Origin of the sequence: Marmoricola sp. RAF53 (assembly GCF_052114005.1) — a bacterium.
In the GTDB taxonomy this organism is placed as follows: domain Bacteria; phylum Actinomycetota; class Actinomycetes; order Propionibacteriales; family Nocardioidaceae; genus Marmoricola.
In genome coordinates this window covers 1-21,465 of sequence record NZ_JBFRDX010000011.1, presented here as the reverse complement: position 1 = coordinate 21,465, position 21,465 = coordinate 1, and the positions used below count along the sequence as shown (strand labels likewise).

At 69.8% G+C, this 21,465-nt stretch carries 27 protein-coding genes and 1 tRNA gene; 18 read left to right on the top strand and 10 right to left on the bottom strand.

The window, feature by feature from the left end:
• The first annotated feature begins 94 nt into the window (after nt 1-94).
• The gene (locus tag AB4Y76_RS11670) at nt 95-805 is read left to right on the top strand and encodes a hypothetical protein (RefSeq protein ID WP_441925371.1); all 711 of its coding nucleotides are present in this window, start codon (nt 95-97) and stop codon (nt 803-805) included.
• Here the strand turns inward: AB4Y76_RS11670 and AB4Y76_RS11665 are convergent.
• Nucleotides 795-2,183 (bottom strand): cryptochrome/photolyase family protein, encoded by a 1,389-nt coding sequence (locus AB4Y76_RS11665; RefSeq protein WP_441925369.1) that lies wholly within the window; start codon nt 2,181-2,183, stop codon nt 795-797. The two genes, AB4Y76_RS11670 and AB4Y76_RS11665, sit on opposite strands and share 11 nt — an antisense overlap.
• Before the next feature lie 49 nt (nt 2,184-2,232).
• Between AB4Y76_RS11665 and AB4Y76_RS11660 the strand changes: the two genes are divergently transcribed.
• Both AB4Y76_RS11660 and AB4Y76_RS11655 read left to right on the top strand, forming a co-directional pair.
• Entirely contained in the window at nt 2,233-2,862 is a 630-nt protein-coding gene (locus AB4Y76_RS11660) for an NADPH-dependent F420 reductase (protein WP_441925367.1), read from the top strand.
• 77 nt (nt 2,863-2,939) lie between these two features.
• Nucleotides 2,940-3,581: an ACT domain-containing protein gene (locus AB4Y76_RS11655; RefSeq protein ID WP_441925365.1), complete on the top strand. Its 642-nt coding sequence runs from the start codon at nt 2,940-2,942 to the stop codon at nt 3,579-3,581.
• A gap of 1 nt (nt 3,582) precedes the next feature.
• Here AB4Y76_RS11655 and AB4Y76_RS11650 read toward each other — a convergent pair whose 3' ends face one another.
• Entirely contained in the window at nt 3,583-4,026 is a 444-nt protein-coding gene (locus tag AB4Y76_RS11650; RefSeq protein ID WP_441925363.1) for a nitroreductase family deazaflavin-dependent oxidoreductase, read from the bottom strand.
• A gap of 55 nt (nt 4,027-4,081) precedes the next feature.
• On the opposite strand from AB4Y76_RS11650, the gene AB4Y76_RS11645 reads away from it, so the two are divergent.
• The 3 genes from AB4Y76_RS11645 to AB4Y76_RS11635 all read left to right on the top strand — a co-directional run bounded on the left by AB4Y76_RS11645 (nt 4,082) and on the right by AB4Y76_RS11635 (nt 6,449).
• Entirely contained in the window at nt 4,082-5,026 is a 945-nt protein-coding gene (locus AB4Y76_RS11645) for a 1,4-dihydroxy-2-naphthoyl-CoA synthase (RefSeq protein ID WP_441925361.1), read from the top strand.
• 250 nt (nt 5,027-5,276) lie between these two features.
• The gene (locus tag AB4Y76_RS11640) at nt 5,277-5,558 is read left to right on the top strand and encodes a Fic/DOC family N-terminal domain-containing protein (RefSeq protein WP_441925359.1); all 282 of its coding nucleotides are present in this window, start codon (nt 5,277-5,279) and stop codon (nt 5,556-5,558) included.
• A 48-nt stretch (nt 5,559-5,606) separates the two neighbouring features.
• Nucleotides 5,607-6,449, top strand: coding sequence for a Fic family protein (locus AB4Y76_RS11635; protein ID WP_441925357.1), 843 nt, complete (start codon nt 5,607-5,609; stop codon nt 6,447-6,449).
• Nucleotides 6,450-6,792: 343 nt separating this feature from the next.
• Here AB4Y76_RS11635 and AB4Y76_RS11630 read toward each other — a convergent pair whose 3' ends face one another.
• Both AB4Y76_RS11630 and AB4Y76_RS11625 read right to left on the bottom strand, forming a co-directional pair.
• Nucleotides 6,793-8,292, bottom strand: coding sequence for a hypothetical protein (locus AB4Y76_RS11630; RefSeq protein WP_441925355.1), 1,500 nt, complete (start codon nt 8,290-8,292; stop codon nt 6,793-6,795).
• 54 nt (nt 8,293-8,346) lie between these two features.
• A complete protein-coding gene (locus tag AB4Y76_RS11625; protein ID WP_441925353.1) occupies nt 8,347-8,706 on the bottom strand; it encodes a winged helix-turn-helix transcriptional regulator in 360 nt (119 codons plus the stop codon).
• A 94-nt stretch (nt 8,707-8,800) separates the two neighbouring features.
• Between AB4Y76_RS11625 and AB4Y76_RS11620 the strand changes: the two genes are divergently transcribed.
• The 4 genes from AB4Y76_RS11620 (at nt 8,801) to AB4Y76_RS11605 (ending at nt 11,194) form a co-directional block, all read left to right on the top strand.
• Complete coding sequence (locus AB4Y76_RS11620) at nt 8,801-9,391, top strand: NAD(P)-dependent oxidoreductase (RefSeq protein WP_441925351.1); 591 nt, start codon at nt 8,801-8,803, stop codon at nt 9,389-9,391.
• Nucleotides 9,392-9,434: 43 nt separating this feature from the next.
• The gene (locus AB4Y76_RS11615; RefSeq protein WP_441925349.1) at nt 9,435-10,136 is read left to right on the top strand and encodes an NAD-dependent deacylase; all 702 of its coding nucleotides are present in this window, start codon (nt 9,435-9,437) and stop codon (nt 10,134-10,136) included.
• 64 nt (nt 10,137-10,200) lie between these two features.
• Entirely contained in the window at nt 10,201-10,944 is a 744-nt protein-coding gene (locus AB4Y76_RS11610; protein ID WP_441925347.1) for a VIT1/CCC1 transporter family protein, read from the top strand.
• Between the two features lie 76 nt (nt 10,945-11,020).
• Nucleotides 11,021-11,194, top strand: a complete 174-nt coding sequence (locus AB4Y76_RS11605) for a hypothetical protein (protein WP_441925345.1) — start codon at nt 11,021-11,023, stop codon at nt 11,192-11,194.
• A 1-nt stretch (nt 11,195) separates the two neighbouring features.
• Here AB4Y76_RS11605 and upp read toward each other — a convergent pair whose 3' ends face one another.
• Nucleotides 11,196-11,837 carry a uracil phosphoribosyltransferase gene (gene upp, locus AB4Y76_RS11600; protein ID WP_441925343.1) on the bottom strand — a complete coding sequence of 214 codons (642 nt, stop codon included), beginning with the start codon at nt 11,835-11,837 and terminating at the stop codon, nt 11,196-11,198.
• A 62-nt stretch (nt 11,838-11,899) separates the two neighbouring features.
• Between upp and AB4Y76_RS11595 the strand changes: the two genes are divergently transcribed.
• Together AB4Y76_RS11595 and tadA are read left to right on the top strand one after the other, a co-directional pair.
• Nucleotides 11,900-12,430, top strand: coding sequence for a tRNA adenosine deaminase-associated protein (locus AB4Y76_RS11595; RefSeq protein WP_441925342.1), 531 nt, complete (start codon nt 11,900-11,902; stop codon nt 12,428-12,430).
• 7 nt (nt 12,431-12,437) lie between these two features.
• Complete coding sequence (tadA, locus tag AB4Y76_RS11590; RefSeq protein WP_441925340.1) at nt 12,438-12,893, top strand: tRNA adenosine(34) deaminase TadA; 456 nt, start codon at nt 12,438-12,440, stop codon at nt 12,891-12,893.
• On the opposite strand, the gene AB4Y76_RS11585 is transcribed toward tadA, so the two are convergent.
• Both AB4Y76_RS11585 and adh read right to left on the bottom strand, forming a co-directional pair.
• Nucleotides 12,881-13,255 (bottom strand): DUF779 domain-containing protein, encoded by a 375-nt coding sequence (locus tag AB4Y76_RS11585; RefSeq protein ID WP_441925338.1) that lies wholly within the window; start codon nt 13,253-13,255, stop codon nt 12,881-12,883. The genes tadA and AB4Y76_RS11585 overlap by 13 nt on opposite strands.
• Nucleotides 13,255-14,778 carry an aldehyde dehydrogenase gene (adh, locus tag AB4Y76_RS11580; protein WP_441925335.1) on the bottom strand — a complete coding sequence of 508 codons (1,524 nt, stop codon included), beginning with the start codon at nt 14,776-14,778 and terminating at the stop codon, nt 13,255-13,257. Before adh ends, AB4Y76_RS11585 begins: the two co-directional genes overlap by 1 nt.
• 173 nt (nt 14,779-14,951) lie before the next feature.
• Here adh and AB4Y76_RS11575 point away from each other — a divergent pair, with 173 nt between their 5' ends.
• Both AB4Y76_RS11575 and AB4Y76_RS11570 read left to right on the top strand, forming a co-directional pair.
• Nucleotides 14,952-15,161 carry a hypothetical protein gene (locus AB4Y76_RS11575; protein ID WP_441925333.1) on the top strand — a complete coding sequence of 70 codons (210 nt, stop codon included), beginning with the start codon at nt 14,952-14,954 and terminating at the stop codon, nt 15,159-15,161.
• A gap of 192 nt (nt 15,162-15,353) precedes the next feature.
• Complete coding sequence (locus AB4Y76_RS11570) at nt 15,354-15,710, top strand: hypothetical protein (protein WP_441925331.1); 357 nt, start codon at nt 15,354-15,356, stop codon at nt 15,708-15,710.
• Between the two features lie 15 nt (nt 15,711-15,725).
• Here AB4Y76_RS11570 and AB4Y76_RS11565 read toward each other — a convergent pair whose 3' ends face one another.
• Nucleotides 15,726-16,937, bottom strand: a complete 1,212-nt coding sequence (locus AB4Y76_RS11565; protein WP_441925329.1) for a GAF domain-containing protein — start codon at nt 16,935-16,937, stop codon at nt 15,726-15,728.
• Between the two features lie 148 nt (nt 16,938-17,085).
• Here AB4Y76_RS11565 and AB4Y76_RS11560 point away from each other — a divergent pair.
• From AB4Y76_RS11560 to AB4Y76_RS11550, 3 genes are all read left to right on the top strand, one after another.
• Nucleotides 17,086-17,175 (top strand) — tRNA-Ser (locus AB4Y76_RS11560).
• A 112-nt stretch (nt 17,176-17,287) separates the two neighbouring features.
• The gene (locus tag AB4Y76_RS11555) at nt 17,288-17,500 is read left to right on the top strand and encodes a hypothetical protein (RefSeq protein WP_441925327.1); all 213 of its coding nucleotides are present in this window, start codon (nt 17,288-17,290) and stop codon (nt 17,498-17,500) included.
• Nucleotides 17,501-17,718: 218 nt separating this feature from the next.
• Entirely contained in the window at nt 17,719-18,363 is a 645-nt protein-coding gene (locus tag AB4Y76_RS11550) for a sce7726 family protein (protein ID WP_441925325.1), read from the top strand.
• On the opposite strand, the gene AB4Y76_RS11545 is transcribed toward AB4Y76_RS11550, so the two are convergent.
• On the bottom strand, nt 18,257-19,291 hold the full coding sequence (locus tag AB4Y76_RS11545) for a beta family protein (protein WP_441925321.1): 1,035 nt from the start codon (nt 19,289-19,291) through the stop codon (nt 18,257-18,259). The genes AB4Y76_RS11550 and AB4Y76_RS11545 overlap by 107 nt on opposite strands.
• A gap of 570 nt (nt 19,292-19,861) precedes the next feature.
• On the opposite strand from AB4Y76_RS11545, the gene AB4Y76_RS11540 reads away from it, so the two are divergent.
• Nucleotides 19,862-20,248, top strand: a complete 387-nt coding sequence (locus AB4Y76_RS11540) for an AsnC family protein (RefSeq protein WP_441925319.1) — start codon at nt 19,862-19,864, stop codon at nt 20,246-20,248.
• Here AB4Y76_RS11540 and AB4Y76_RS11535 read toward each other — a convergent pair.
• Nucleotides 20,238-21,329: a cytochrome P450 gene (locus AB4Y76_RS11535; RefSeq protein ID WP_441925317.1), complete on the bottom strand. Its 1,092-nt coding sequence runs from the start codon at nt 21,327-21,329 to the stop codon at nt 20,238-20,240. The genes AB4Y76_RS11540 and AB4Y76_RS11535 overlap by 11 nt on opposite strands.
• Between the last annotated feature and the right edge of the window lie 136 nt (nt 21,330-21,465).

The following is a 21,465-nucleotide window of genomic DNA, read 5'->3' as shown; positions in this document are numbered from 1 at the left end:
GCACGGAAGCACGACGATCGGGGCCGTCCTTCGGGGCGGCCCCGATCGGCCATCTCCACGCCCGTCTCCACGCCCATCTCACCAGAGGCAGGTCATGAGCTCACCCGGCGGAACCGACACCGGCAAGCACGCGCACCGCGAGGTCGCGGTGCACCACGGCCGGACCGGGATCCGGCTGGCCGTCGCCCTCGTCGTCCTCGGGGTGCTGCTCGGGGTGCTGGTCTGGTCACCGTGGTCCTCGGACCCGGGCAGCGAGGCGGCGACGGCGGCCCCGACCGGCCCGCCGCTGCCGACGTACGGCACCGACTGGCGGACCGCCGCCGGGCACAGCTACCGGATCACCGTGACCCCGGCGGACCGGACCTCGGACGCCCCGTCCGCCGGCGGGTGCTTCCCGGCGCCGGGGGCCGGCCGGGTGAACGCCCGCTTCGACGTCCGGGTCGAGAACCTGTCGCACCACTCCTCGCCGGTTCCCGACGTCGGTTTCGCCGCGAACCTCGGACCGAACGGCAGCGTGCGGGCCGCGGTCCTGGACTACGACGACGCGAGCCGCACGGTCGAGCTCGCTCCGCGGGCCGACGGCGCCGGCTGCTCGACCGCGAACACGCTCGGCGCCGAGGGGAACAAGAACCTGCCCGCCGACACCGCCCGCACCTGGCACGGGGTCGTTGCCGGGGTCGCCGCCGGGATCGGCGGGAACCCGGCCGGCCTGCGCCTCCTGGTCCGCTACCGCCAGGTCGACGTCGAGGCGGTCGGCGGCAACGCCGCGGCCGAGTTCGTGGTCCCGTTCGACCTCACGTCCTGACCCGGTCCTGCCTGACCCGGTCCTGCCTGACCCGGTCCTGCCTGACCCTGTCCTGGTAGCGCGCCAGCGCCTCCTGGCGCTCGACCGCGTGGTCGACCACCGGCAGCGGGTACCCGTGCGCGTGGCCGTCCGGGTGCTTCCACGGCTCGTGCGCCGCCGGCCCGGGGAGGTGTGCGAGCTCCGGCACCCAGCGCCGCACGTAGTCGCCGTCGGGGTCGAACTTCCGTCCCTGGGTGACCGGGTTGAACACCCGGAAGTACGGCGCGGCGTCGGTGCCGGTGCCGGCGACCCACTGCCAGCCGTGGTTGTTCGACGCCACGTCGCCGTCGACCAGCAGGTCGAGGAAGTGCCGAGCGCCGACCGGCCACCAGGCGTGCAGGTCCTTGGTGAGGAAGCTCGCGGTGATCATCCGGACCCGGTTGTGCATCCAGCCCTCGTGCCGCAGCTGGCGCATCCCGGCGTCGACGACCGGGAAGCCGGTGCGGCCGTTCCGCCACGCCTCGAGGGCGTCCCCGGGGTCGTCGTACCCGATGCCGAGCGGGCGGAGGTCGGACCAGGCCGAGTCCGGCCGGTGCCAGAGCACGTCGGCGTAGAAGTCGCGCCAGGCGAGCTCGGTGGCGTACCGCTCGGCCGCGGAGCCTTCGGGCAGGCCGGCGAGCAGCTGGCGCGGGTGCACCGCGCCGACCTTGAGGTAGGGCGACATCCGCGAGGTGCCGTCGGTGCCGGGCAGGTCGCGCGCGGTGTCGTACGCCGCCAGGGGGCCGGCGACGAACGCGCGCCAGCGGGCGTGCGCGGCGGCCTCACCGGCCTCGGGCATCCCGGCGGGGGCGTCCCGCAGCGCCGCCTCGATCCGGCCGGTGGCGTCGGCCTCGTTGCGCAGGTGCCGCCAGGAGACCGCCGGTGCGGGCAGCGGTGCCGGCCGGCCCTGCTCGCGCCAGGACCGGGCGAACGGGGTGAACACCTGGTACGGCTCGCCCTTGCCGGTGCGCACGGTCCCCGGGTCCACGGCGTACGGCGACCCGGCCGGCCGGCCGAGCGCCCCCACCTCGACCAGGGCGGCGGCCACCCGGGCGTCCCGCGCCCGCCCGTACGGCGTCGGCTCGGCGGTGACGTGCACGGTCCGGGCGCCGACCTGGCGGACGACGTCGGGCACGACCTCCTCCGGCGCGCCGACCCGGAGGGTGAGTGCGCCGCCGGTGCTCTCGGCGAGACTCCGCACCGAGGCGGCGACCCAGGCCCGGCGGGCGGCGCCGGCTCGGTCCCACAGAGCCGGGTCGACGACGAAGAGCCCGACCACCTCGCCCTCGGCGGCAGCCGCGGTCAGCGCCGGGTGGTCGGCCAGGCGGAGGTCGCGTCGGAACCAGAGCACCGAGGTCATGGCCCCACCCTGGCACGCGGCCCTAGGCTCGCCCCATGAGGCTGATCCGATGAGAGTCGCAGTGATCGGGACGGGTTCCGCGGGACGCGCCCTGGCCGACGGGTTCCGCCGGATCGGGCACGACGTGGTGACCGGGACCCGAGACCCGGAGGAGACCCGGGGCCGCCCGGAGTGGGCCGAGCACGGCGACAGCCTGGTGGCGCTCGCCGACGCCGGGACCGGAGCCGACCTGGTGGTCAACGCGACCGGCGGGATGGTCAGCCTGGACGCGCTCGCCGAGGTCGACCTGGTCGGCAAGGTGCTGCTCGACGTCGCGAACCCGCTGGACTTCTCGGCGGGCTTCCCGCCCACGCTCAGCGTGAAGGACACCGACAGCCTCGCCGAGCAGATCCAGCGCGCCCACCCGGAGGCCCGCGTGGTCAAGGCGCTCAACACCGTGAACGGCGCGGTGATGGTCGACCCGGCGCGGCTCGGCGCGGAGACGACGATCTTCGTGGCCGGGGACGACGAGGGCGCCCGCGGGGTCGTCCGCACGCTGCTCGGCGAGCTCGGCTGGAGCGACGTCGTCGAGTTCACCTCGCTGGACGCGGCCCGCGGGCTGGAGATGTGGCTGCCGCTGTGGGTGCGGCTGATGGGGACGCTGGGAACCGCGGACTTCAACCTCAAGCTGATCCGCTGAGGCCGGCCGGTGGGCGCGCCGTCCCGGCGCGCGGCTGCGAAATCGCCAGGTAACCAGGGTTCGTTAGGGTCGCAGACATGTCCTACCTGCTGCGCGTCCAGCTCCCCGACGTCCCGGGTTCGCTGGGGCGGCTCGCGAGCGCGATCGGTGATGCCGGCGCGAACATCGACGCGATCGAGATCGTGGGGCGCGACAACGCCGCGAACGTCGCCATCGACGACGTGTTCATCGCGCCGGACCCGGGGGTGATGCCGGACAGCATCGTCTCGGCGTGCACGTCGCTCGAGGGCGTCCGGGTGCTGTGGATCTCCCGGTACGCCGCCGGAGGCAACCTCTTCCTCGACCTGGAGGCGGTCGAGTCGATGACCCAGAACCCGGCGGGCGCGGTCGAGCGGCTGGTCGACGTCGTCACGCAGGTCTTCCGCGTCGACTGGGGTGTGCACCTGCGCCGCGACGGCGACCACGCACTCATCGTGCACGGGACCGGCGCCGCGCCGGAGAAGGTCCCGGACGGTGTCGCCTGGCCGGCGAACGTCGAGAAGGCGCAGCGGATCGACGTACCGGCCGAGTGGGAGGACCTCGTCGTGGCCGGCTCCCCGCTCAACGCCGACGAGCTCGTCGTGGTGGGCCGCCGCGGCGGCCCCCAGTTCCTCGACTCCGAGATCGCCCGGCTCGCCCACCTGGTCGCGATGGCCGCCTCCTTGCGGCGCAACGCCTGAATCAGGCCGTGGGCTCCAGCAGGAAGACCGGGATCTCGCGCTCCGTCTTCTTCTGGTACGACGCGTACGTCGGCCAGGTGCTGGCCGCGTGCGCCCACCAGTCGGCGCGCTCGTCGCCGCTGAGCAGGCGGGCGGTGTAGGTCTTCCGGACCGCGCCGTCCTGCAGCTCGACCTCGGGGTGGGCCAGGAAGTTGAAGTACCACTCCGGCTGGTCGGGGGAACCGCCCTTGGACGCGACCGCGACGTACTTGCCGTCGCGCTCGACCCGCATCACCGGGTTCTTGCGGAGGTTGCCCGACTTCGCGCCGACCGAGGTGATCACCACGATCGGGTCACCGGTGTCGCGCAGCGTGTTCGCCTCGGCGCCGTCGGACGCCTCGAACGCGGCCACCTGGTCCCGGACCCACCCCGCCTTGCTGGGGACGTACTCACCTTGCAATGTCATACCGGGTGAATGCCCGTGGACCGGCTGCGCATTCCCGGCCGATAGCCTCCCCTCCATGAGTGCGATCGACGGAGTCAGCCAGATCTTCGACCCCTCCGCGTGGGACGTCGTCCCCGGCTTCGAGGACCTGACCGACATCACCTACCACCGCGCCAAGGCGCACGGCACCGTCCGGATCGCGTTCGACCGGCCCGACGTGCTCAACGCCTTCCGCCCGCACACCGTCGACGAGCTGCTGCGCACCCTGGAGCACGCCCGCAGCTCCGGCGACGTCGGTTGCGTCCTGCTGACCGGCAACGGCCCGAGCGAGAAGAACGGCAAGTGGGCGTTCTGCACCGGCGGCGACCAGCGGATCCGCGGGCGGGCCGGCTACCAGTACGAGGACAAGACGATCGGCGCCGACGACACCGGTGCCGAGGAGCCGAGCGCGATCGACAAGGCCAGGCTGGCCCGGCTGCACATCCTGGAGTGCCAGCGGCTGATCCGGTTCATGCCGAAGGTCGTGATCTCCCTGGTCAACGGCTGGGCCGCGGGCGGCGGGCACTCGCTGCACGTGGTCAGCGACCTCACCCTGGCGAGCATCGAGCACGGCCGGTTCAAGCAGACCGACGCCGACGTCGGGTCCTTCGACGGCGGCTTCGGCTCGGCGTACCTGGCCCGGCAGGTCGGCCAGAAGTTCGCCCGCGAGATCTTCTTCCTCGGCCAGGAGTACTCCGCCGAGGACGGCGTCCGGATGGGCACCGTCAACAAGGCCGTCCCGCACGCCGAGCTGGAGGCGACCGGCCTGGAGTGGGGCCGGCTCATCAACGGCAAGAGCCCGACGGCGCAGCGGATGCTCAAGTACTCGTTCAACCTGATCGACGACGGCCTGGTCGGCCAGCAGCTCTTCGCCGGCGAGACCACCCGCCTGGCGTACATGACCGACGAGGCCCAGGAGGGCCGCGACCAGTTCCTGGAGAAGCGCGACCCGGACTGGTCGCCGTACCCCTGGTACTACTGATCTGCGGCGTTTGCGCAGGTCAGGCGGCGGTTCGACCCTCGAGTCCGCGTCTGGTCCGCAGAAAGTCCGCCGACTGCCGAGACCCAGCGACCCCCCTCGCTTGGGCTTGGGTGCCGCTGGTTGCTGGACCTATGAATCTCAGTGATGAAATTAAGGGATCTTGGCGGATCCTATGAATCCATGCCTGGGACCTCAGGTCCGCTAACAAAGTTGGCTGTTGAATCATGGCGAGTCGCAGAGAGGTATAAAAGTGCAGGTAGACGAGTTCTTGCCTGAGGCGAAGGGGAACCTTGTCCCCATCTCCGGGCACGATCACTACCTCAAGCGCGACTACTCCCACTTCGCGTACGTGCCACACCCGTTGCCCTACGAGCCCATCCTCAAGCTGAGCACCCACAAGGCAGCCGCGGATGCTGCGCTCGCGATCGGGCGATTGGACTTCGCGGTTCGCCGCCTACCGAACCCGGCCCTGATGGTCAGGCCCGCTCTGCGTCGAGAGGCGCAGAGCACCTCAGCGCTGGAGGGCACCTAGGCGACGTTCGGTGAGATCCTCGAGTCCGACTTCGCCGACGAAGCTTCCTTGAGCGCGGAGGTGCGGGAGGTTCGCAACTACATCCGGGCAGTTGAGCGTGCTCTGGAACTGATCAAGGTCAAGCCCATCTGCATCACGATGCTCTGCGAGCTCCAGGCCATCTTGGTGAAGGGAACCCGCGGCGACAACGCCGATCGTGGGCGCCTTCGAGCTGGCCCGGTGTACATCGTCGAGCGGCACCGAGGAATCGAGGCATCCCGCTTTGTTCCGCCGCCGGACAACGTCGTCGGTGATGGCATGGCCGAGTGGGAGAAGTGGGTCAACACGGCTGATGATGTGCCGCTGATCATCAACCTCGCGCTCGCGCACTATCAGTTCGAGACGCTCCACCCGTTCAGCGACGGCAACGGGCGCCTCGGCCGCCTCGTAGCGACTCTCCAACTGGTAGCGGAGGGAGCGCTGACCTATCCAGTGCTGAACCTGTCTCCGTGGCTCGAGGCTCGGAAGGACGAGTACAAGGACCAGCTGCTCCGAGTCAGCAAGACGGGGGACTTCGACGAGTGGCTCGTGTTCTTCAGTGAGGCGATTCAAGCCCAGGCCGCAGACGGGAGCCGCCGGATCGAGGAGCTCCTGGAGTTCCGCACGCGTATCGCGAACGAGTTGCATGACGCCAAGGTCCGAGGGGTGGCGCTCAAGATTGCTGAAGATCTGTGGGCGTTTCCGATCATCACGCCGACGGAAGCGGCAAAGCAGTACGGCGTGACCTACCCCCCAGCGAACTCGGCCATCGCCAAGCTGGTCGAGCACGGGATTCTCCGCGAGGTGACCGGGAGCAGTTACGGCCGGATGTTTGCCTGCGAAGAAGTCATCTCCATCCTGTCGCGCGACTAGCAGGGATCGACACCGGGCTGGACCGGTCATCGCGTCTCGCATCAGGCTGCTGGCCGCAGCGCGCGTCCGATCCTCCGCCGTCGGCCGAGGGTGGCTGTAGGTGTTCAGGGTGGTTGTCGCGACGAGTGTCCGAGAGCTTGCTGGACAGTCACGACGTCGCACCCGGCCGCAGCTCAGGTCACGCGCCAACGCCAGGTGCTGTCGTTGTCGTACATCGGGCTGTCGCCGACGGTGAACAGCACAATCGGTCGGCGTTGCTACTGGGAAGGGTCCAGACTCCTCGCTGGTCGCCCATGCTGATCCCGCCTGTCCGCGCACGGCGGACTTTCCGAGGCCGACCGCCTCAGCGGCAGCCGGTGACGACCTGCCGCAGCCTCGCCTGGTTCGCCGCGCTGGTGAGGAAGCCGCGGTCGTTGAGCTGGGCGACGCTGAACTCCTGGAGCAGCCGACCGCCGGAGCAGCGGGCGGCCTTGGCGGGCATCCCCAGCTTCGCGAACTCGAGACTGAGCGCGGTCCGGCTGAGGGCGAAGCCGAGCGCGTCGGTGGCGTGGCCCTTGCCGCTGCCGACCTTGGTTCCGGGGTCGCAGGTCTCGAACGAGACCCGCTTGCCGTCGATCGCGGAGGTCGCCCGGTGCCCGGGCACGGCCTGGGTCCAGCGGACGAGGGCGGTGTACATCGCCTGCGCGCCGGCCGTGCTCGCGCCGGCGTAGGTCGCCCGGGCGCAGCTCTTGCCGTCCCGTTCGAACGCGACGTAGGCGTCGCCGTGCCAGCCGTCCACCGCGGCCAGCGCGTCGCGGAGGGGGAGTCTCTCGCCGAGCATCAGGTACCAGGTGAGGGCGCCGAACTCGCCGGCGTCGAACTTCTTCTCGCCCTTCGCCAGGTCCGGCCGGTCGGGCATCGCGGGACGGCTGCGGCCGGTGACGAGGGTGAACGGGTCGAGCAGGGCGGCGTCGTGGGCGGGGGTGTCGCCGTACAGCGCGTTGATCCCGCGGCTGCCGCCGTTCTCCTGGGCGACGACGTCGACCATCCCGCGGCCGAGCGCGTACGGCGCGCCGATGTAGGCGAGCACGACCTTCGGCACGTCCGGGACCTTCGCCATCGCCTTCTTCTCGTTCGCCTTCTCGGCTGCCACCAGACGCTTGCGCTGCTTCACCGGGAGCGCCTTCCGGTAGAGGTCCTCGGTGCGGTCCGCGTCGCCCTCGACGAGGGCGCGCAGCACGTCGCTCTGCGTGGTGCCGGCCTTCTCGTCCTTCGCTTCCTTCGCCAGGGCACGGAACCGCTTGCCGATGCCGAAGTGCTGGTCCTGCAGGGCGTGGGTGAGCTCGTGGACCAGGGTGGCGTGCGACGCGAGCGCCAGCTGCTGGCCGCGGACGGTGATCCGCTGGTCCTCGAAGGAGTAGTAGGCGAGCGTGCCCGAGGTGTGCACGTCGTTGAACGCGCTGAACAGGTCGACGTCGCCGTGGATCAGGCCGAGCGCGCGCATGAGTCCGGTGGACCGCTCGATCTCGGCGCGGTCCTCCTTCGTCAGCTTCGACTCGTCGGCGCTGACGGTCTTGTCGAACTCGGCGTCGGAGAGGAAGCGGACGGTGACCGGGTGCAGGAAGGTCAGGTCGCGCTGGTCCTGCGCGGCCTGCACGTACGGCAGCACCCGCGGGTCCCAGCTGGCCGGGTAGTCGGGTCCGTCGGCCTTGGCCCGCTGCTGGGCGAGGAACGCGAAGGCGACCATGCCGGCGCCGCAGACGAGCAGCACGACGGCCGTCCAGATGACCCACATCGGGATGTCGTGCTCGTGCGCGCGCCCCGCCGATGCCGGGGCAGGGGTCAGCGGCCCGAGATCAGTCATGCGCAGACGCTAACCGCGGAGACGGCCGCACGGGTCCCGAATCGGACAATTGGGTCAGTCGGCGTCGTGCGCCTCGCGGTTCCGGACGATCCGGGCGGCATGCTCCTCGGCCCAGATCCGGACCGCGTCGATCGGGGCGAGCAGGTCGCGGCCGAGGTCGGTGAGCTCGTACTCGACCCGGGGAGGGACCTCGGCGAACACCTCCCGGAGCAGGATCCCGTCGCGCTCGAGTGCGCGGAGCGTCTGGGTCAGGACTTTCGGGGTGATGCCCTCGATCCGGTGGCGAAGCTCGGAGAAGCGCAACCTGCCGTCGGCGAGCGCGACGACGACGAGGACCGTCCAGCGGTCGCCGATCCGGTCCAGGACCACGCGCGAGGCGCAGTCCCGTGCGAACGCGTCCGGGGGCAGGTTCATGGTTTCCATAAGGTATCTATAGCACGTTGAAGTACTCAGTATCCAATGCATACCGTGGAAGGGAAGTTGAACCCCCAACCACTGAGGAGCAGTCATGAAGATCGCCGTGTACGGCGCCACCGGCGCGATCGGCAGCGCCATCGTCAGCGAGGCCGCCAGCCGCGGCCACGACGTCACCGGGATCAGCCGTCGCGGCGGGTCCGACGTCACCGGGGACGCCCACGACCCGGAGTTCGCGACCGCCGTCGCCGAGAAGCACGACGTGGTCGTCTCCGCCGTCGGTCCCAGCCGGACCGAGGACGACGGCACCCGCTTCCCCGACACGATCGCGAACCTGGCCGCCACCCTCGGCGACCGCCGGCTCGTGGTGGTCGGCGGCGCGGGCAGCCTCACCGTCGACGGTGTCCGCCTCGTCGACACCCCGGAGTTCCCGGAGCTCTACAAGGCCGAGGCGCTCAAGGGTGCGGCCTCGCTCGAGATCCTGCGCGACGCCCCGGCCGACGTCGACTGGACCTACCTGTCGCCGGCCCCGGTGATCGCGCCCGGCGAGCGCACCGGCAGCTACACGCTCGGCACCGAGTCGCCGGTCGGCGACCGGATCAGCATCGCGGACTACGCCCTGGCCCTCGTCGACGAGATCGAGAACCCGGCCCACGTCCGGACCCGGTTCACCGTCGCCGGCTGAGCCGCCCGCCCCGGGCCAGGTCGGCGGGGATACCCTGCACCGCGTGAAGGTCGTCGTGCTCACCGGTGCCGGTATCTCCGCCGAGTCCGGGCTGGCCACCTTCCGCGACGCCGACGGGCTCTGGGAGGGACACCACCCCGAGGACGTCGCCACGCCGGAGGCGTTCGCCGCCGACCGGAGCCTGGTGCAGCGCTTCTACGACGAGCGCCGCGCCGGCCTGGGCCGGGTCGCACCGAACGCCGCCCACGTCGCCCTCGCCCGGCTCGAGGAGACGCTCGGCGACGACCTGTTCCTGGTCACCCAGAACATCGACGACCTGCACGAGCGCGGCGGCTCGCGCCGGGTCCACCACATGCACGGCGAGCTCGGCGTCGCCTGGTGCGTGGCCTGCGACCGGCGTACGACGTGGGGCGGGACGCTCATCGACGAGCCGGACTGCCCGTCCTGCGGCACCGCGGCGCTCCGGCCCGACGTCGTCTGGTTCGGTGAGATGCCCTACGGGATGGACGACATCCACCGCGCGCTGTTCAGCTGCGACCTCTTCGTCTCGATCGGCACCTCCGGCGTCGTCTACCCGGCGGCAGGCTTCGTCGACTACGCGCACGCCGGCGGCAGCCGGACCCTCGAGCTCAACCTGGAGCGGGCCGCGAACAGCGACTTCCACGAGTCCCGCCAGGGCGCGGCGACCGCGCTGGTGCCGGCCTGGGTCGACGAGGTCATCGCGCTGCACGCGGCGCGCGCCTAGCCCCTCTGCCAACCCAGGCTTGCCTTCGTTGCGACCGGTCCCGGTCGCATGGTGGATTGGGCGCATGACCGCCGAAGCAGAGCTGCCTGCGGACGCCGAGCTCGGCCCGCACGACGACGAACCGCACCACCGGAGCGTCTCCGGGCTGCTCAACTGGCTGCGCGCGGCGGTCCTCGGCGCGAACGACGGCATCGTCTCGGTCGCCGGCCTGGTGATGGGTGTCGCCGGTGGGACCAGCGACCGGCAGACGATCTTCCTCGCCGGGTTCGCCGGCCTGATCTCCGGGGCGCTGAGCATGGCCGCCGGGGAGTACGTCTCGGTGAGCACCCAGCGCGACACCGAGGCGGCGCTGATCGCCAAGGAGCGTCGCGAGCTGGCCGAGGAGCCGGAGGAGGAGCTCGCCGAGCTCGCCGGCATCTACCGCGACAAGGGACTCTCCGAGCAGCTGGCCAGGCAGGTGGCCGAGGAGCTGACCGCGCACGACGCCCTGGCCGCGCACGCCGACGCCGAGCTCAACATCGACCCCGACCAGCTGACCAGCCCGGCGCAGGCGGCGCTGGCCTCGATGATCGCGTTCACCCTCGGTGCGGCGCTGCCGCTGCTCACCATCACCCTGCTCCCCGAGAACGCCCGCGTGGTGGGCACCGTGATCGCGGTGGTGCTCGCGTTGATGCTCACCGGCTTCGCCTCCGCCCGGTTCGCCGAGGCCGACGTACGCCGTGCGATGCTCCGCAACGTGACCGGCGGCCTGCTCGCCATGCTCGTCACCTACCTGATCGGGGACCTGGTCGGGCAGCAGCTCGACTGAAGCCGTTGAATCCGGCCTCCTGCTCCCTTCAATCCGGTCCGGTGGCGGCGTAGCCTGAGCCGTGGAGGCGATCGTCATGCGCACCGATGACTTCAAGATCAGCCCGACCGACGGCTACCGCTACGCCGCGCCCGAGAGGGACCGGGACCGGCACGACCGCGAGTACGGCTACCTGATCCTCGGTGCGGTCGTGGTCCTGGTGATGGTCGCGGTGGCGACCGGCCGGATCATGATCTTCTCGACCTACTGAGCTACTGGGCCAGGCCGTAGAGCCGGTCACCGGCGTCGCCGAGCCCGGGCACGATGTAGCCCTTCTCGTTGAGCTTCTGGTCCAGTGCCGCCGTGACGACGGTGATCGGGATGTCCAGACCAGCGACGCCCGCCTCCAGGTTGGCGACACCCTCCGGCGCGGCAAGCAGGCAGATCGCGGTGATGTGGTCCGCTCCCCGGTCGGTGAGGAACTTCAGCGCCGCGGCGAGGGTGCCGCCGGTGGCGAGCATCGGGTCGAGGACGTAGCACTGCCGGCCGGACAGGTCGACCGGCAGGCGCTCGGCGTACGTCTCCGCCTGCAGGGTCTCCTCGTTGCGGATCATGCCCAGGAACCCCACCTCCGCGGTGGGAACGAGCCGCATCATGCCCTCGAGCATGCCCAGGCCGGCGCGCAGGATCGGTACGACGAGCGGCCGCGGCCGGCTCAGCGCGAGCCCGTGGGCGGGAGCGACCGGCGTCTGCACGGTCACTTCCTCGACCCGGACCTCGCGGGTGGCCTCGTAGGCGAGCAGCGTGACCAGCTCCTCGGTGAGGCGGCGGAACTCGGGCGACGCGGTGTTCTGGTCGCGGAGCGTGGTCAGCTTGTGGGAGACCAGCGGGTGATCGACGACGTGCAGGCGCATGAAGGTCAGGTTACGCAGTTGGCGCGGCCTCCGTGTTCTGCCACCATCTCAAGGAGCAGCCGATGAGTCGGGGCCAGGAGTCGGGGAAGGTGCGCACCATGACCGACGTGACCGATGCCGAGGTCGAGGCGATCGACCTGGCCGTCGTGGCGTACCTCGACGAGGGCGACTGGCACGTCGCCGACCTGCCCGAGCGGTCGCTGGACGACGTCGACACGATCTGCCGTGAGCTGCGCCGCTACCCGGGCGAGACCGGGGCGCTGGCCCTGGTCGCCGTCGACGAGGACTTCGTGCTGCTGATCCGGGCCCAGGGCTCCACGGTCCGGGTGCTGATCTCCGACGCCTCCGCCGCGACCGACTGGCCGATCGCCCGCTCCGCGGTCGACCACCTGGGAGTGCACGTCGACCTCGACGACGAGGACCAGGTGCCCGCCGGGGACCTCGGCATAGTCGCCGACATGGGGTTCGCGGCCGCCGAGATGGGCGAGCTGCTCGATGACTGGGACCTGCTCCCCGAGGACGTGCTCAGCGAGATCGCCGACCAGCTCGGCTTCGGCGCCGAGTTCGACGCCCTCGTCGGCCTGGCCGACTGAGAGCGCGATGACCGACTGGTCCGCGGCGATGCGGCTCGCCCTCGACGTCGCCGAGACCGCGCGCGCCAGCGGCGACGTCCCGATCGGTGCGGTGGTGATCGATCCCGAGGGCACCGTGATCGGGGCCGGCGCCAACGTCCGCGAGCGCGACCACGACCCGACCGGCCACGCGGAGGTGGTCGCCCTGCGCGCGGCCGCCGCCCGGGTCGGTGAGTGGCGGCTCGCCGGCTGCACCCTGGTGGTGACCCTGGAGCCGTGCACGATGTGCGCCGGCGCGATCGTGCTCGCGCGCGTCGAACGCCTCGTCTTCGGCGCGTACGACGAGAAGGCCGGCGCGGTCGGTTCGCTGTGGGACGTCGTACGGGACCGCCGGCTGAACCACCGGCCCGAGGTCGTCTCCGGTGTCCTCGCCGCGTATTCGACCGCGCTCCTCGAGGAGTTCTTCGCCGGTCAGCGCGGCTGAAGCGCTTCGGCCTCCGCGTCGGTGAAGAGGCGCGAGCGGATCAGGAACCGCACGCCCTCGGGCGCCTCGACGGAGAAGCCGGAGCCGCGGCCGGGGACCACGTCGACGGTCAGGTGGGTGTGCGACCAGTAGGCGAACTGGGACGCCGACATCCAGAACGGCACCGGCCGGGCCAGGCCGATGTCGAGGTCGCCGAGGTGCACGTCGGCGTCGCTGGTGAGGAAGTCGCCGTCGGGGAAGCACATCGGCGAGGACCCGTCGCAGCAGCCGCCGGACTGGTGGAACATCAGCGGACCGTGCCGGGTGGTGAGGCGGCGGAGGAGCTCCGCCGCCTCACCGGTCAGTCCGACCCGGTCGGGCATCAGAAGAACCCGAGCGCGTCCGGGCTGTACGACACCAGCAGGTTCTTCGTCTGCTGGTAGTGGTCGAGCATCATCTTGTGGTTCTCCCGGCCGATGCCGGACTGCTTGTAGCCGCCGAACGCGGCGTGCGCGGGGTAGGCGTGGTAGCAGTTCGTCCAGACCCGGCCGGCCTGGATGCCCCGGCCCATCCGGAAGGAGAGCGCGGCGTCGCGGGACCAGACCCCGGCGCCGAGGCCGTACAGGGTGTCGTTGGCGATCTTCAGGGCGTCCGCCTCGGAGCCGAACGAGGTCAGCGCGACCACCGGGCCGAAGATCTCCTCCTGGAAGATCCGCATCGCGTTGTTGCCCTCGAAGATGGTCGGGCGGACGTAGTAGCCCTCGGCGAGGTCGCCCTCGAGGACGTTGCGCTCGCCGCCGGTGAGGACGCGGGCACCCTCCTGCTTGCCGATGTCGAGGTAGGACAGGATCTTCTCCAGCTGGTCGTTGGAGGCCTGCGCGCCGATCATCGTGTTGTCGTCGAGCGGGTTGCCCTGGACGATCTTCTCGACCCGGGTGACGGCGTCGTGGACGAAGTCGGCGTAGATCCCGTCCTGGACCAGCGCCCGGGACGGGCAGGTGCAGACCTCGCCCTGGTTGAGGGCGAACATCGCGAAGCCCTCGAGCGCCTTGTCGTAGAAGGCGTCGTTCTCGCGGGCGACGTCGTCGAAGAAGATGTTGGGACTCTTGCCGCCGAGCTCGAGGGTCACCGGGATCAGGTTCTGGCTGGCGTACTGCATGATCAGCCGCCCGGTGGTGGTCTCGCCGGTGAAGGCGACCTTCGCGATCCGGTTGCTGGAGGCGAGCGGCTTGCCGGCCTCGACGCCGAACCCGTTGACGACGTTGAGGACGCCGGCGGGGAGCAGGTCGCCGATCAGCTCGAGGAGCACCAGGATCGACCACGGCGTCTGCTCGGCCGGCTTGATCACCACGGCGTTGCCGGCGGCGAGCGCGGGGGCGAGCTTCCAGGTGGCCATCAGGATCGGGAAGTTCCACGGGATGATCTGGGCGACCACGCCGAGCGGCTCGTGGAAGTGGTACGCGTAGGTGTCGGAGTCGATCTCGCTGATCCCGCCCTCCTGGGCCCGGACCGCGCCGGCGAAGTAGCGGAAGTGGTCGACGGCGAGCGGCAGGTCCGCGGCCTTCGTCTCGCGGACCGGCTTGCCGTTGTCCCAGGTCTCGGCGACCGCGAGGAGCTCGAGGTTCTCCTCGATCCGGTCGGCGATCTTGTTGAGGATGATCGCCCGCTCGGCCGGCGAGGTCTTCCCCCAGGCGGGTGCGGCGGCGTGCGCGGCGTCGAGCGCCTTCTCGATGTCCGCCTCGGTGCCGCGGGCGATCTCGGTGAAGGGCTTGCCGTTGACCGGGCTGATGTTCTCGAAGTACTCGCCGGTGGCCGGGGCGACCCACTCGCCCCCGATGAAGTGGTCGTAGCGCGGCTTGACGGCGACCAGTGAGTCGGCGGTTCCGGGGGGTGCGTAGACAGTCATCGTCGGGCTCCTAGCAGTGAGGTTGTGGTGTGGCTCACACGCTAGGAACGGCGACGTTGCAGGGACGTTGCCGAGGTCCGGACCCGACCTCCTGTCGGAGGAGACGTCTAGGTTTGCGGTGCACGGCGACGATGGCGCCGGGTACATTTGAGATCGGACGCGAGGAGATCGACATGACGACACTCAACGGCGCCGTTCCTGAGGTGACAGTCCACGAACTGTCCGAGGTAGAGGGCCGGGAGCTCTTCGAGCGCGCCTGCCGTCAGCGCCTTGACGTGAGTGCCGCGCGCTTCCTGGAGGCCTTCGACTCGGAAGATCTTCCCCCGGACTGGCCGGACCAAGACGTTCAGGCCATCGAATTCTTGCTTCCGTACGTCCGCTGACCTGTGCCGGGAGGCAGTCCGTACGAGGCGGTGCAGGCTTTCCTCGACCCCCTCCGAGGGGCGATGGCCTGCCTCGGCACAGCGCATTTCACGCTGAGTCCGAGGTCGACAGAGGTCGGCAGTACCCACATGTGGTCCCTGAACGAGGGGACGCCGGTTCCCATCGGTGCGAAGTTCCGGTTGAGCGCTCAGATGCACTTCGAGATCCAGGATCTCGGGCAGTCGGCAGGTCGAGAGCGGTTCCGAGTCTCGACCAGCGGATACATGTACGCCGTGTTGGACGACTCGCGCCGTGAGTGGATCGCCGCGCACTGGCACCCGAGCGGCAGGAGCCATCACATCGAGCCGCACTGGCACGTGGGGAGTCTTGCTCTCGCGCCATCGGGGGTCTTTCTCGAGCGGTCGCCGATCCCATCGCCTCGCGTCAGCTTCGAATCGATGGTGCGGTGGGCGATCGAGAACCTCCCGGAGGTCGAGCCTGTGCGCGAGGACTGGGATGCGGTTCTGCGGGAGTCCGAGGCACGTTTCGACGAGTACAAGACCTGGTAGTCGCTGGCTGCCTCTTCAGCCGAGCTCCCGGTCCAGCCGGCTGAGCTGGCCGTCGATCAGCGGCAGCATCGGCGAGCCGGGGCCGACGGCGGCCCGCTGGGCCTGCCACATGTCGTAGTCGTCGCTGCCCCAGCTCGACCGGGTCCAGGTGGACATCAGGTCGGGCTGACGGCTGCGCCGGACGGCTTCGCGCAGGCTCATGTGCAGCTGCTCCCGCAGCCGGACGACCCCGGGGGCCGAGGAGCGCGGCAGGATCGGGCCGCGGTAGCCGCGCATCGCCGAGCGCAGGTCGCCGGCGGCGAGCTGGGCCTCCAGGGCGAGCCAGTCCGCGGTGACCGAGCCGGCGAGCCGGTACGGCCGGGAGGCGAGCACGTCGTCGCCGAGCAGGCCGCGGAGCCGGTTGAGCTCGGCGCGCAACGTCGAGGAGGCGCCGTCGTCCTCGTAGACCAGCACCGCGAGCTCGTCGCCGGACAGCCCGCGCGGGGCGGAGGCGAGGAGCAGCAGGATCTCGCTGTGCCGCGGCGAGAGCCGGAGCTGGTGCCGGTGCCCGCGGCCGTCGTTGATCGTGAGCAGCGAATCGGTGCGGCCCAGTGACTCGATCACCAGGTGCATCCCGTTCGGCGCGGTCTCGGCCGGGGTCGCCCGGACCAGCTTCTCCCGGGCCAGCTCGGACTCGGCCATCCTGGCGGCCGCGCGCACCATCGCCAGGGTCTGCGGCACCGCGATGTCGTCGTTCCCGGTGATGTCGAGGACGCCCAGCAGGCTGGTCGACGCCGGGTCGTGGATCGGGGTGGCCGCGCAGGACCACTGCTGCACCGAGCGGCGGAAGTGCTCGGCGCGGCGTACCTGGGTCGGCCGGTCGAGCCGCAGCGCGAGGCCGGGAGCGTTGGTTCCGGCCAGGCGCTCGTCCCAGTTGCTGCCCTCGACGAACCCGATCGACTCGGCCCGCCGCAGCGTGGCCGGGGTGCCGCAGACCCAGAGCAGCTGGCCCTCGTGGTCGGAGACCGCCATGATCGCGTCGCAGTCGCGCGCCGCCTGACCGAGGACGTCGTCCAGGAGGGGGAACACCTGCGCCAGCGGATGGGCGGCACGGTGGTCCTGGAGATCGTCCTCGGCCAGGGTGATCGGCGCCTCGACGTCCTCCGTGGACACGCCGGCAGCGGCCGAGAGGTGCCAGGAGTCGGCGACCTCGGCCCGCATCTGTGCTCCGGGAGCACCGGGTGTCATGGATCCAGTAGACAGGGTCATGGGTGAGCACGCCAGGGTCGAAGGTCGGGTCCCGCGAGCGTGCGCCGTACGACGTTGCATGCACGTTGCACGCGCCCGGCTCGACCCGATTTCGGGACCGCGGCTCCCCTCCGGTAACCTCGTCGGCGGTGACGTGTCCGAGCGGCCTAAGGAGAACGCCTCGAAAGCGTTTGTGGGCGCAAGTCCACCGAGGGTTCAAATCCCTCCGTCACCGCCAGATGAGACAGGTTGGAACCCTCGGGGAGCGAACGCTCCCCGAGGGTCCTTTCCTTTTGCCGAGTTACTGCGGCGACTGGGCCTGTGAGCGGTGCCTGGACGACCATCGGGGCGTGGAGCCCGTCGCGCATGACGCAGTCGATCTCAAAGAATTTGAAGACTGCGCTGTTGAGAGTTTCGCGGTAGGCGTCGCTCGCGCCTCCGTAGAGCCGGTCGGCATTGTGAAGCAGCAAGGGGACCTGATCGAGGCGGTCGAAGAGGTTGTCGCTGGAGATCTGGGCCGTCGATCGGCGATGAGCATTGACCCGGACTCGGCTGATCGGTAGAGGTCGCTGCGTCCCCGGTTGCTGAACACGGAGGCCTGCCGAGGAGTGAACTTGACCGCGGTCCATTCCGACGACGTCTTCGAGAAGAACCGCGCCGGCAGCTGCGTTGCGCGTGTGCGCTCGGAGGCGCAGCCGCCAACCCCCGCGCCCGGACTGGCTGCCGCCGCTCCCCGAGGCGTAGCAAAGCGGTTGGCGCCTGCGCGCGGTAACGTTCGAGCATGCGTGACCACGACGTGCGCGAGGCCTTGCGTGCGCGGCTCCTGGAGGAGCACGCATCCGCCCCCGAAGGCGAGACGCTCCTCGTCGACGAGTTGGGTGTGTGTGGGCAGGGCCGCGTCGACTTGGCGGTCGTCAACGGATCCTTTACGGGCTACGAGGTGAAGAGTGCGCGCGACCGACTCGATCGATTGCCGAACCAGGTGGAGGCGTACGGCCAGGTTCTTGACTACGCAGTGCTCGTCGTAGCGGACTCGCACCTGGTCAAGGCGCGGCAGATGCTCCCCTCCTGGTGGGGCATCCTGGTCGCGACTCAAGGTCCCGACGGCGTCCAAGTAGGTCATCAGCGGAAGGCGCGGCTGAACCCCGCGATCCAACCCGCTTCGCTCGCCCAACTGCTCTGGCGAGAAGAAGCACTCGCTGCCCTGACCAAGTTCGGCCTGGATCGCGGAGTCAGGAGCCTGCCGCGCCACGCACTGTGGGACCGCCTCGCCACCCACCTCGAGGTCGATCAGCTGCGGGCCGAGGTCCGGGATCGGCTCAGGGCACGCCGCGGGTGGCGAGCGAGCTCAGGACGACCCGAAAGTGCCGCGACATCGCAGCTTTCAGGTACGACATCGCGTTTCCTGGCCCGGCGAGTCCGCTAGCCACAGAGTCGATGTACTCGTCGCCGGCGCTGAACGCGGGACCGGCGAAGTAGGGAGCAGCGGCAATGTTGCGAGCAAGCTCGATGTACTGCGGGCTTGGATTGGTTCTGGTCGCTGCTCTGTGAATGATCCATTCCCCATCGACTGCGTACCGGATGTTGGGGATCGGGCTCCAGCTCACGTCGGCATACGTGGGAACACCGACGCCGTAGTCGGCGTACGTGAGGTCGCGCGCCGCGAACCTGCTCGACAGCTGGGCGAATGCAGCAGCGTCCGTGCGGGGAAGTGCGCCCACGCTTGAGACCGGGACATGGCTGCTGACCAGCTCGGGGAAGCCCGAGAACGCCACGGTCAGGTTGCGCCAGGAGTTGAGGAACGGAAGGGCTGCAAGCGCTGCACTCGCTGCGCTGGACTGCACAACCGCGGATCCAGAAACCAGGCCGGCGTCCAGCACCAGGTCGACCTGGTGCGGATCGACACCGACGTGGACCAGTACCGCCCGGATAGCGGACTCGAGCGCCGCCGGCGTGTCCTCAAGTGCGTCTTCGCAATCGATCCGCAGCACCAGCCCCCTGCCGTCGGCCGCGACGACCGAGCGCACGGCGTCGTACGTCTGAGGTGTCTCGTCGAGGGTCACAGTCGGCACAGCCGCAGCCCCCCTGTCGCGGAGACCCGAAAACAGGTCGGCGACCGCCAGTGCCCAAGCATCGGCGTCGGCGCCATCAAGGTCGATCGGCTGGACCCACGCGACGTCCTTCGGGTGCGGCCAGCTACGCGCGATGGCCTCGACCTTGCCTGGCTGCGCCACCTCGAGCAGAGGAATGAACTCGTGCGGAGGAGTCGAATGGATCGCCAGCAGCTCGCCTTGCTTTGCCTTGAGGACTGCAACGTAGGTCTGGGCAGTCGAGGAGGTGTTGGGGGCAACCATGCGGTCTCTCTTCCTTGACGTCGGCCTGCACAGGTTCGAACGTCGGGCTCTCGTCGATGTGTCAAGGTAACCATGACAGACGACGAGGAAGTCAGGGAAGGGTGAGCCAGAGTGGATCGGAGGGAGGGGGATCTGGTCTGCTGCCTCTGCGGGTCACCGCTTCCCGTTCGGCGCGACTTCGTGCGGGGGATCGCCGCCGTTGTATGTCGGCGTTGCGCCGAACAGTCGTTGGACCAGTTCGCGTCGGGAGTCGAGCGACCATCTGTCCAGCAGCTGGGACCGGATGCAACTGATCGGGATCTGCTTGCGATGGTGCCCGCGATCGCGCGCGCCTCCGATCAGACCGATGCGCTGTTGACTGCCTGGGTCGCGGGCCTGCGCCGACGCAGAGTGCCATGGTCTGAGATCGGTGAGGCGCTCGGCGTGACCCGCCAGGCGGCCTGGGAACGGTTCCACGGCACGGAGCCGGACGAGGCAGATAGCCCGGCGGAGTCCCCCAAGTCAACGTAGGTCGATGGTGCAGACTGGGTTTGTCGAGCACGCGCGCATCTGCGAAACCGAGGGGTAGCCATGGAGTTCACGTCGGTGGGCAAGGTCTGTTCCTTCTGCGGTCTCATCGGCGACAAGGACACGCGCTTCGCCGGCGGGCTCGGCGCGATGATGTGTCGCGATTGCCTGGACTACTACCACCAGGTTTTCAGTTCGGAGGAGTCAGTCGAGGAGATCCGCGTTCCGGTGTGGGAGACCATGAGCGACACGGAGATGCTGAGCCGGCTCCCTCTCATCTCGATGACCTCGGACCAAGTGGGCAAGTTCCTTCGCGACTGGGTCGCGCTCATCCGTGCGCGCGGTATCTCGTGGGCCGAGATCGGCAAGGCTCTCGGGGTTTCGCGCCAGGCTGCTTGGGAGCGTTTCAGCGAGGCATCGCCGGCTCGGAAGTCGAACGTCACGGCGTAGGTGAAGGGCCGCTCTTGGCGACCTGGGTTGATGTCTCGAGCCCGATGGCGAGCCCGCGAGGGACCAGGTTGATGCGCGCATCCACGGTGATCGGCGTGCTGTCGCGGTAGACGGTTCCTAGACCGAGAGCGCTCAATGTCGTCGCGACCAGTAACCCGAGCGCGAGGTGGTTGCCCGGGCAACGCCGGGTTCCGTGGCCGAAGGACAGAAGTGCAGGCGTGCGGCGGTTCGAATTCCAGCGTTCGGGCCGGAATGCCTCGGGCTCGTCGTAGAGGGTGGGGTCGCGGCCGATCACGTAGGGGCTGATCCAGAGCTGGTGGCCAGCCGGCACGGTATAGGTGCCGATGGTCGTCGTGCGTGCGCAGGTTCGCCGGATCAGCCATGTGCTCGGGTAGAGGCGCAATGCCTCGAGAACGACCTGCATCGTGAGCGGATATTGGCGCGCGTCCATGGGACGCGTGGAGGTCGCGAGGGAGGATCCGAAGGCAGTCGCTTCCCCGCGTAGTTCGGCCTGCAGCCCCGGGTTGTCTGCCAGCACCAACAGGACCGAGGAAGCTTGCGCAGCGGGAATCCGGTAGCTCGCGAGCATGGACCCGATCAGGGCGTCGGCCACCACGTCTCGCCGCGCCTTCGGTCCCAAGTCGGCACGGCACTTGGTCCAGAAGGAATCAGCCGCTCCGCGTGGTGGCTGGGAAGTGGCGGTGGTCCGCAAGTGCGCGGTGATCTGGTTTTGCAGGTCTCGGTGGCGCGCATTGATCTCGCGACGTGCCCGAGTCGGCACCCAGGATGGTCCAGCCCACGGATTGCCGATCGTGTGGGCCAGGGCTGTGAAGAGCCCGTCTGTTGCCTGGGCGAAGTGTTGGCTGTTGGGTCCGAAGAAGAACTGAGCCGTCGCTTGTCCGACGACCTGGTCGAACAACGGCAGCGGGTCCGTCGTGGTCGAGCAGGCGACCAGGTCTGCCAGCGCCCGATGCGTCAGCTCTGCGGTCGTCCGCACGGCGAGGGCCGCCTCGGTGCGCCGCATTGCCGGGGCGAGCTTCCGGCGTAGGTCGGAGATCTCGAGCCGTTGGGTCTGCTGCACGGATAGGTGACATCTGATCTGTGGTGCCGAGCGGTGCCGCTGGAAGGATGTGCCCCGTGCCGAAGCCGTTCCCCAAGGAGTTCCGTGACGACGTCGTGAACGTCGCCCGACGCCGTGAGCATGGCGTGACGTTGAA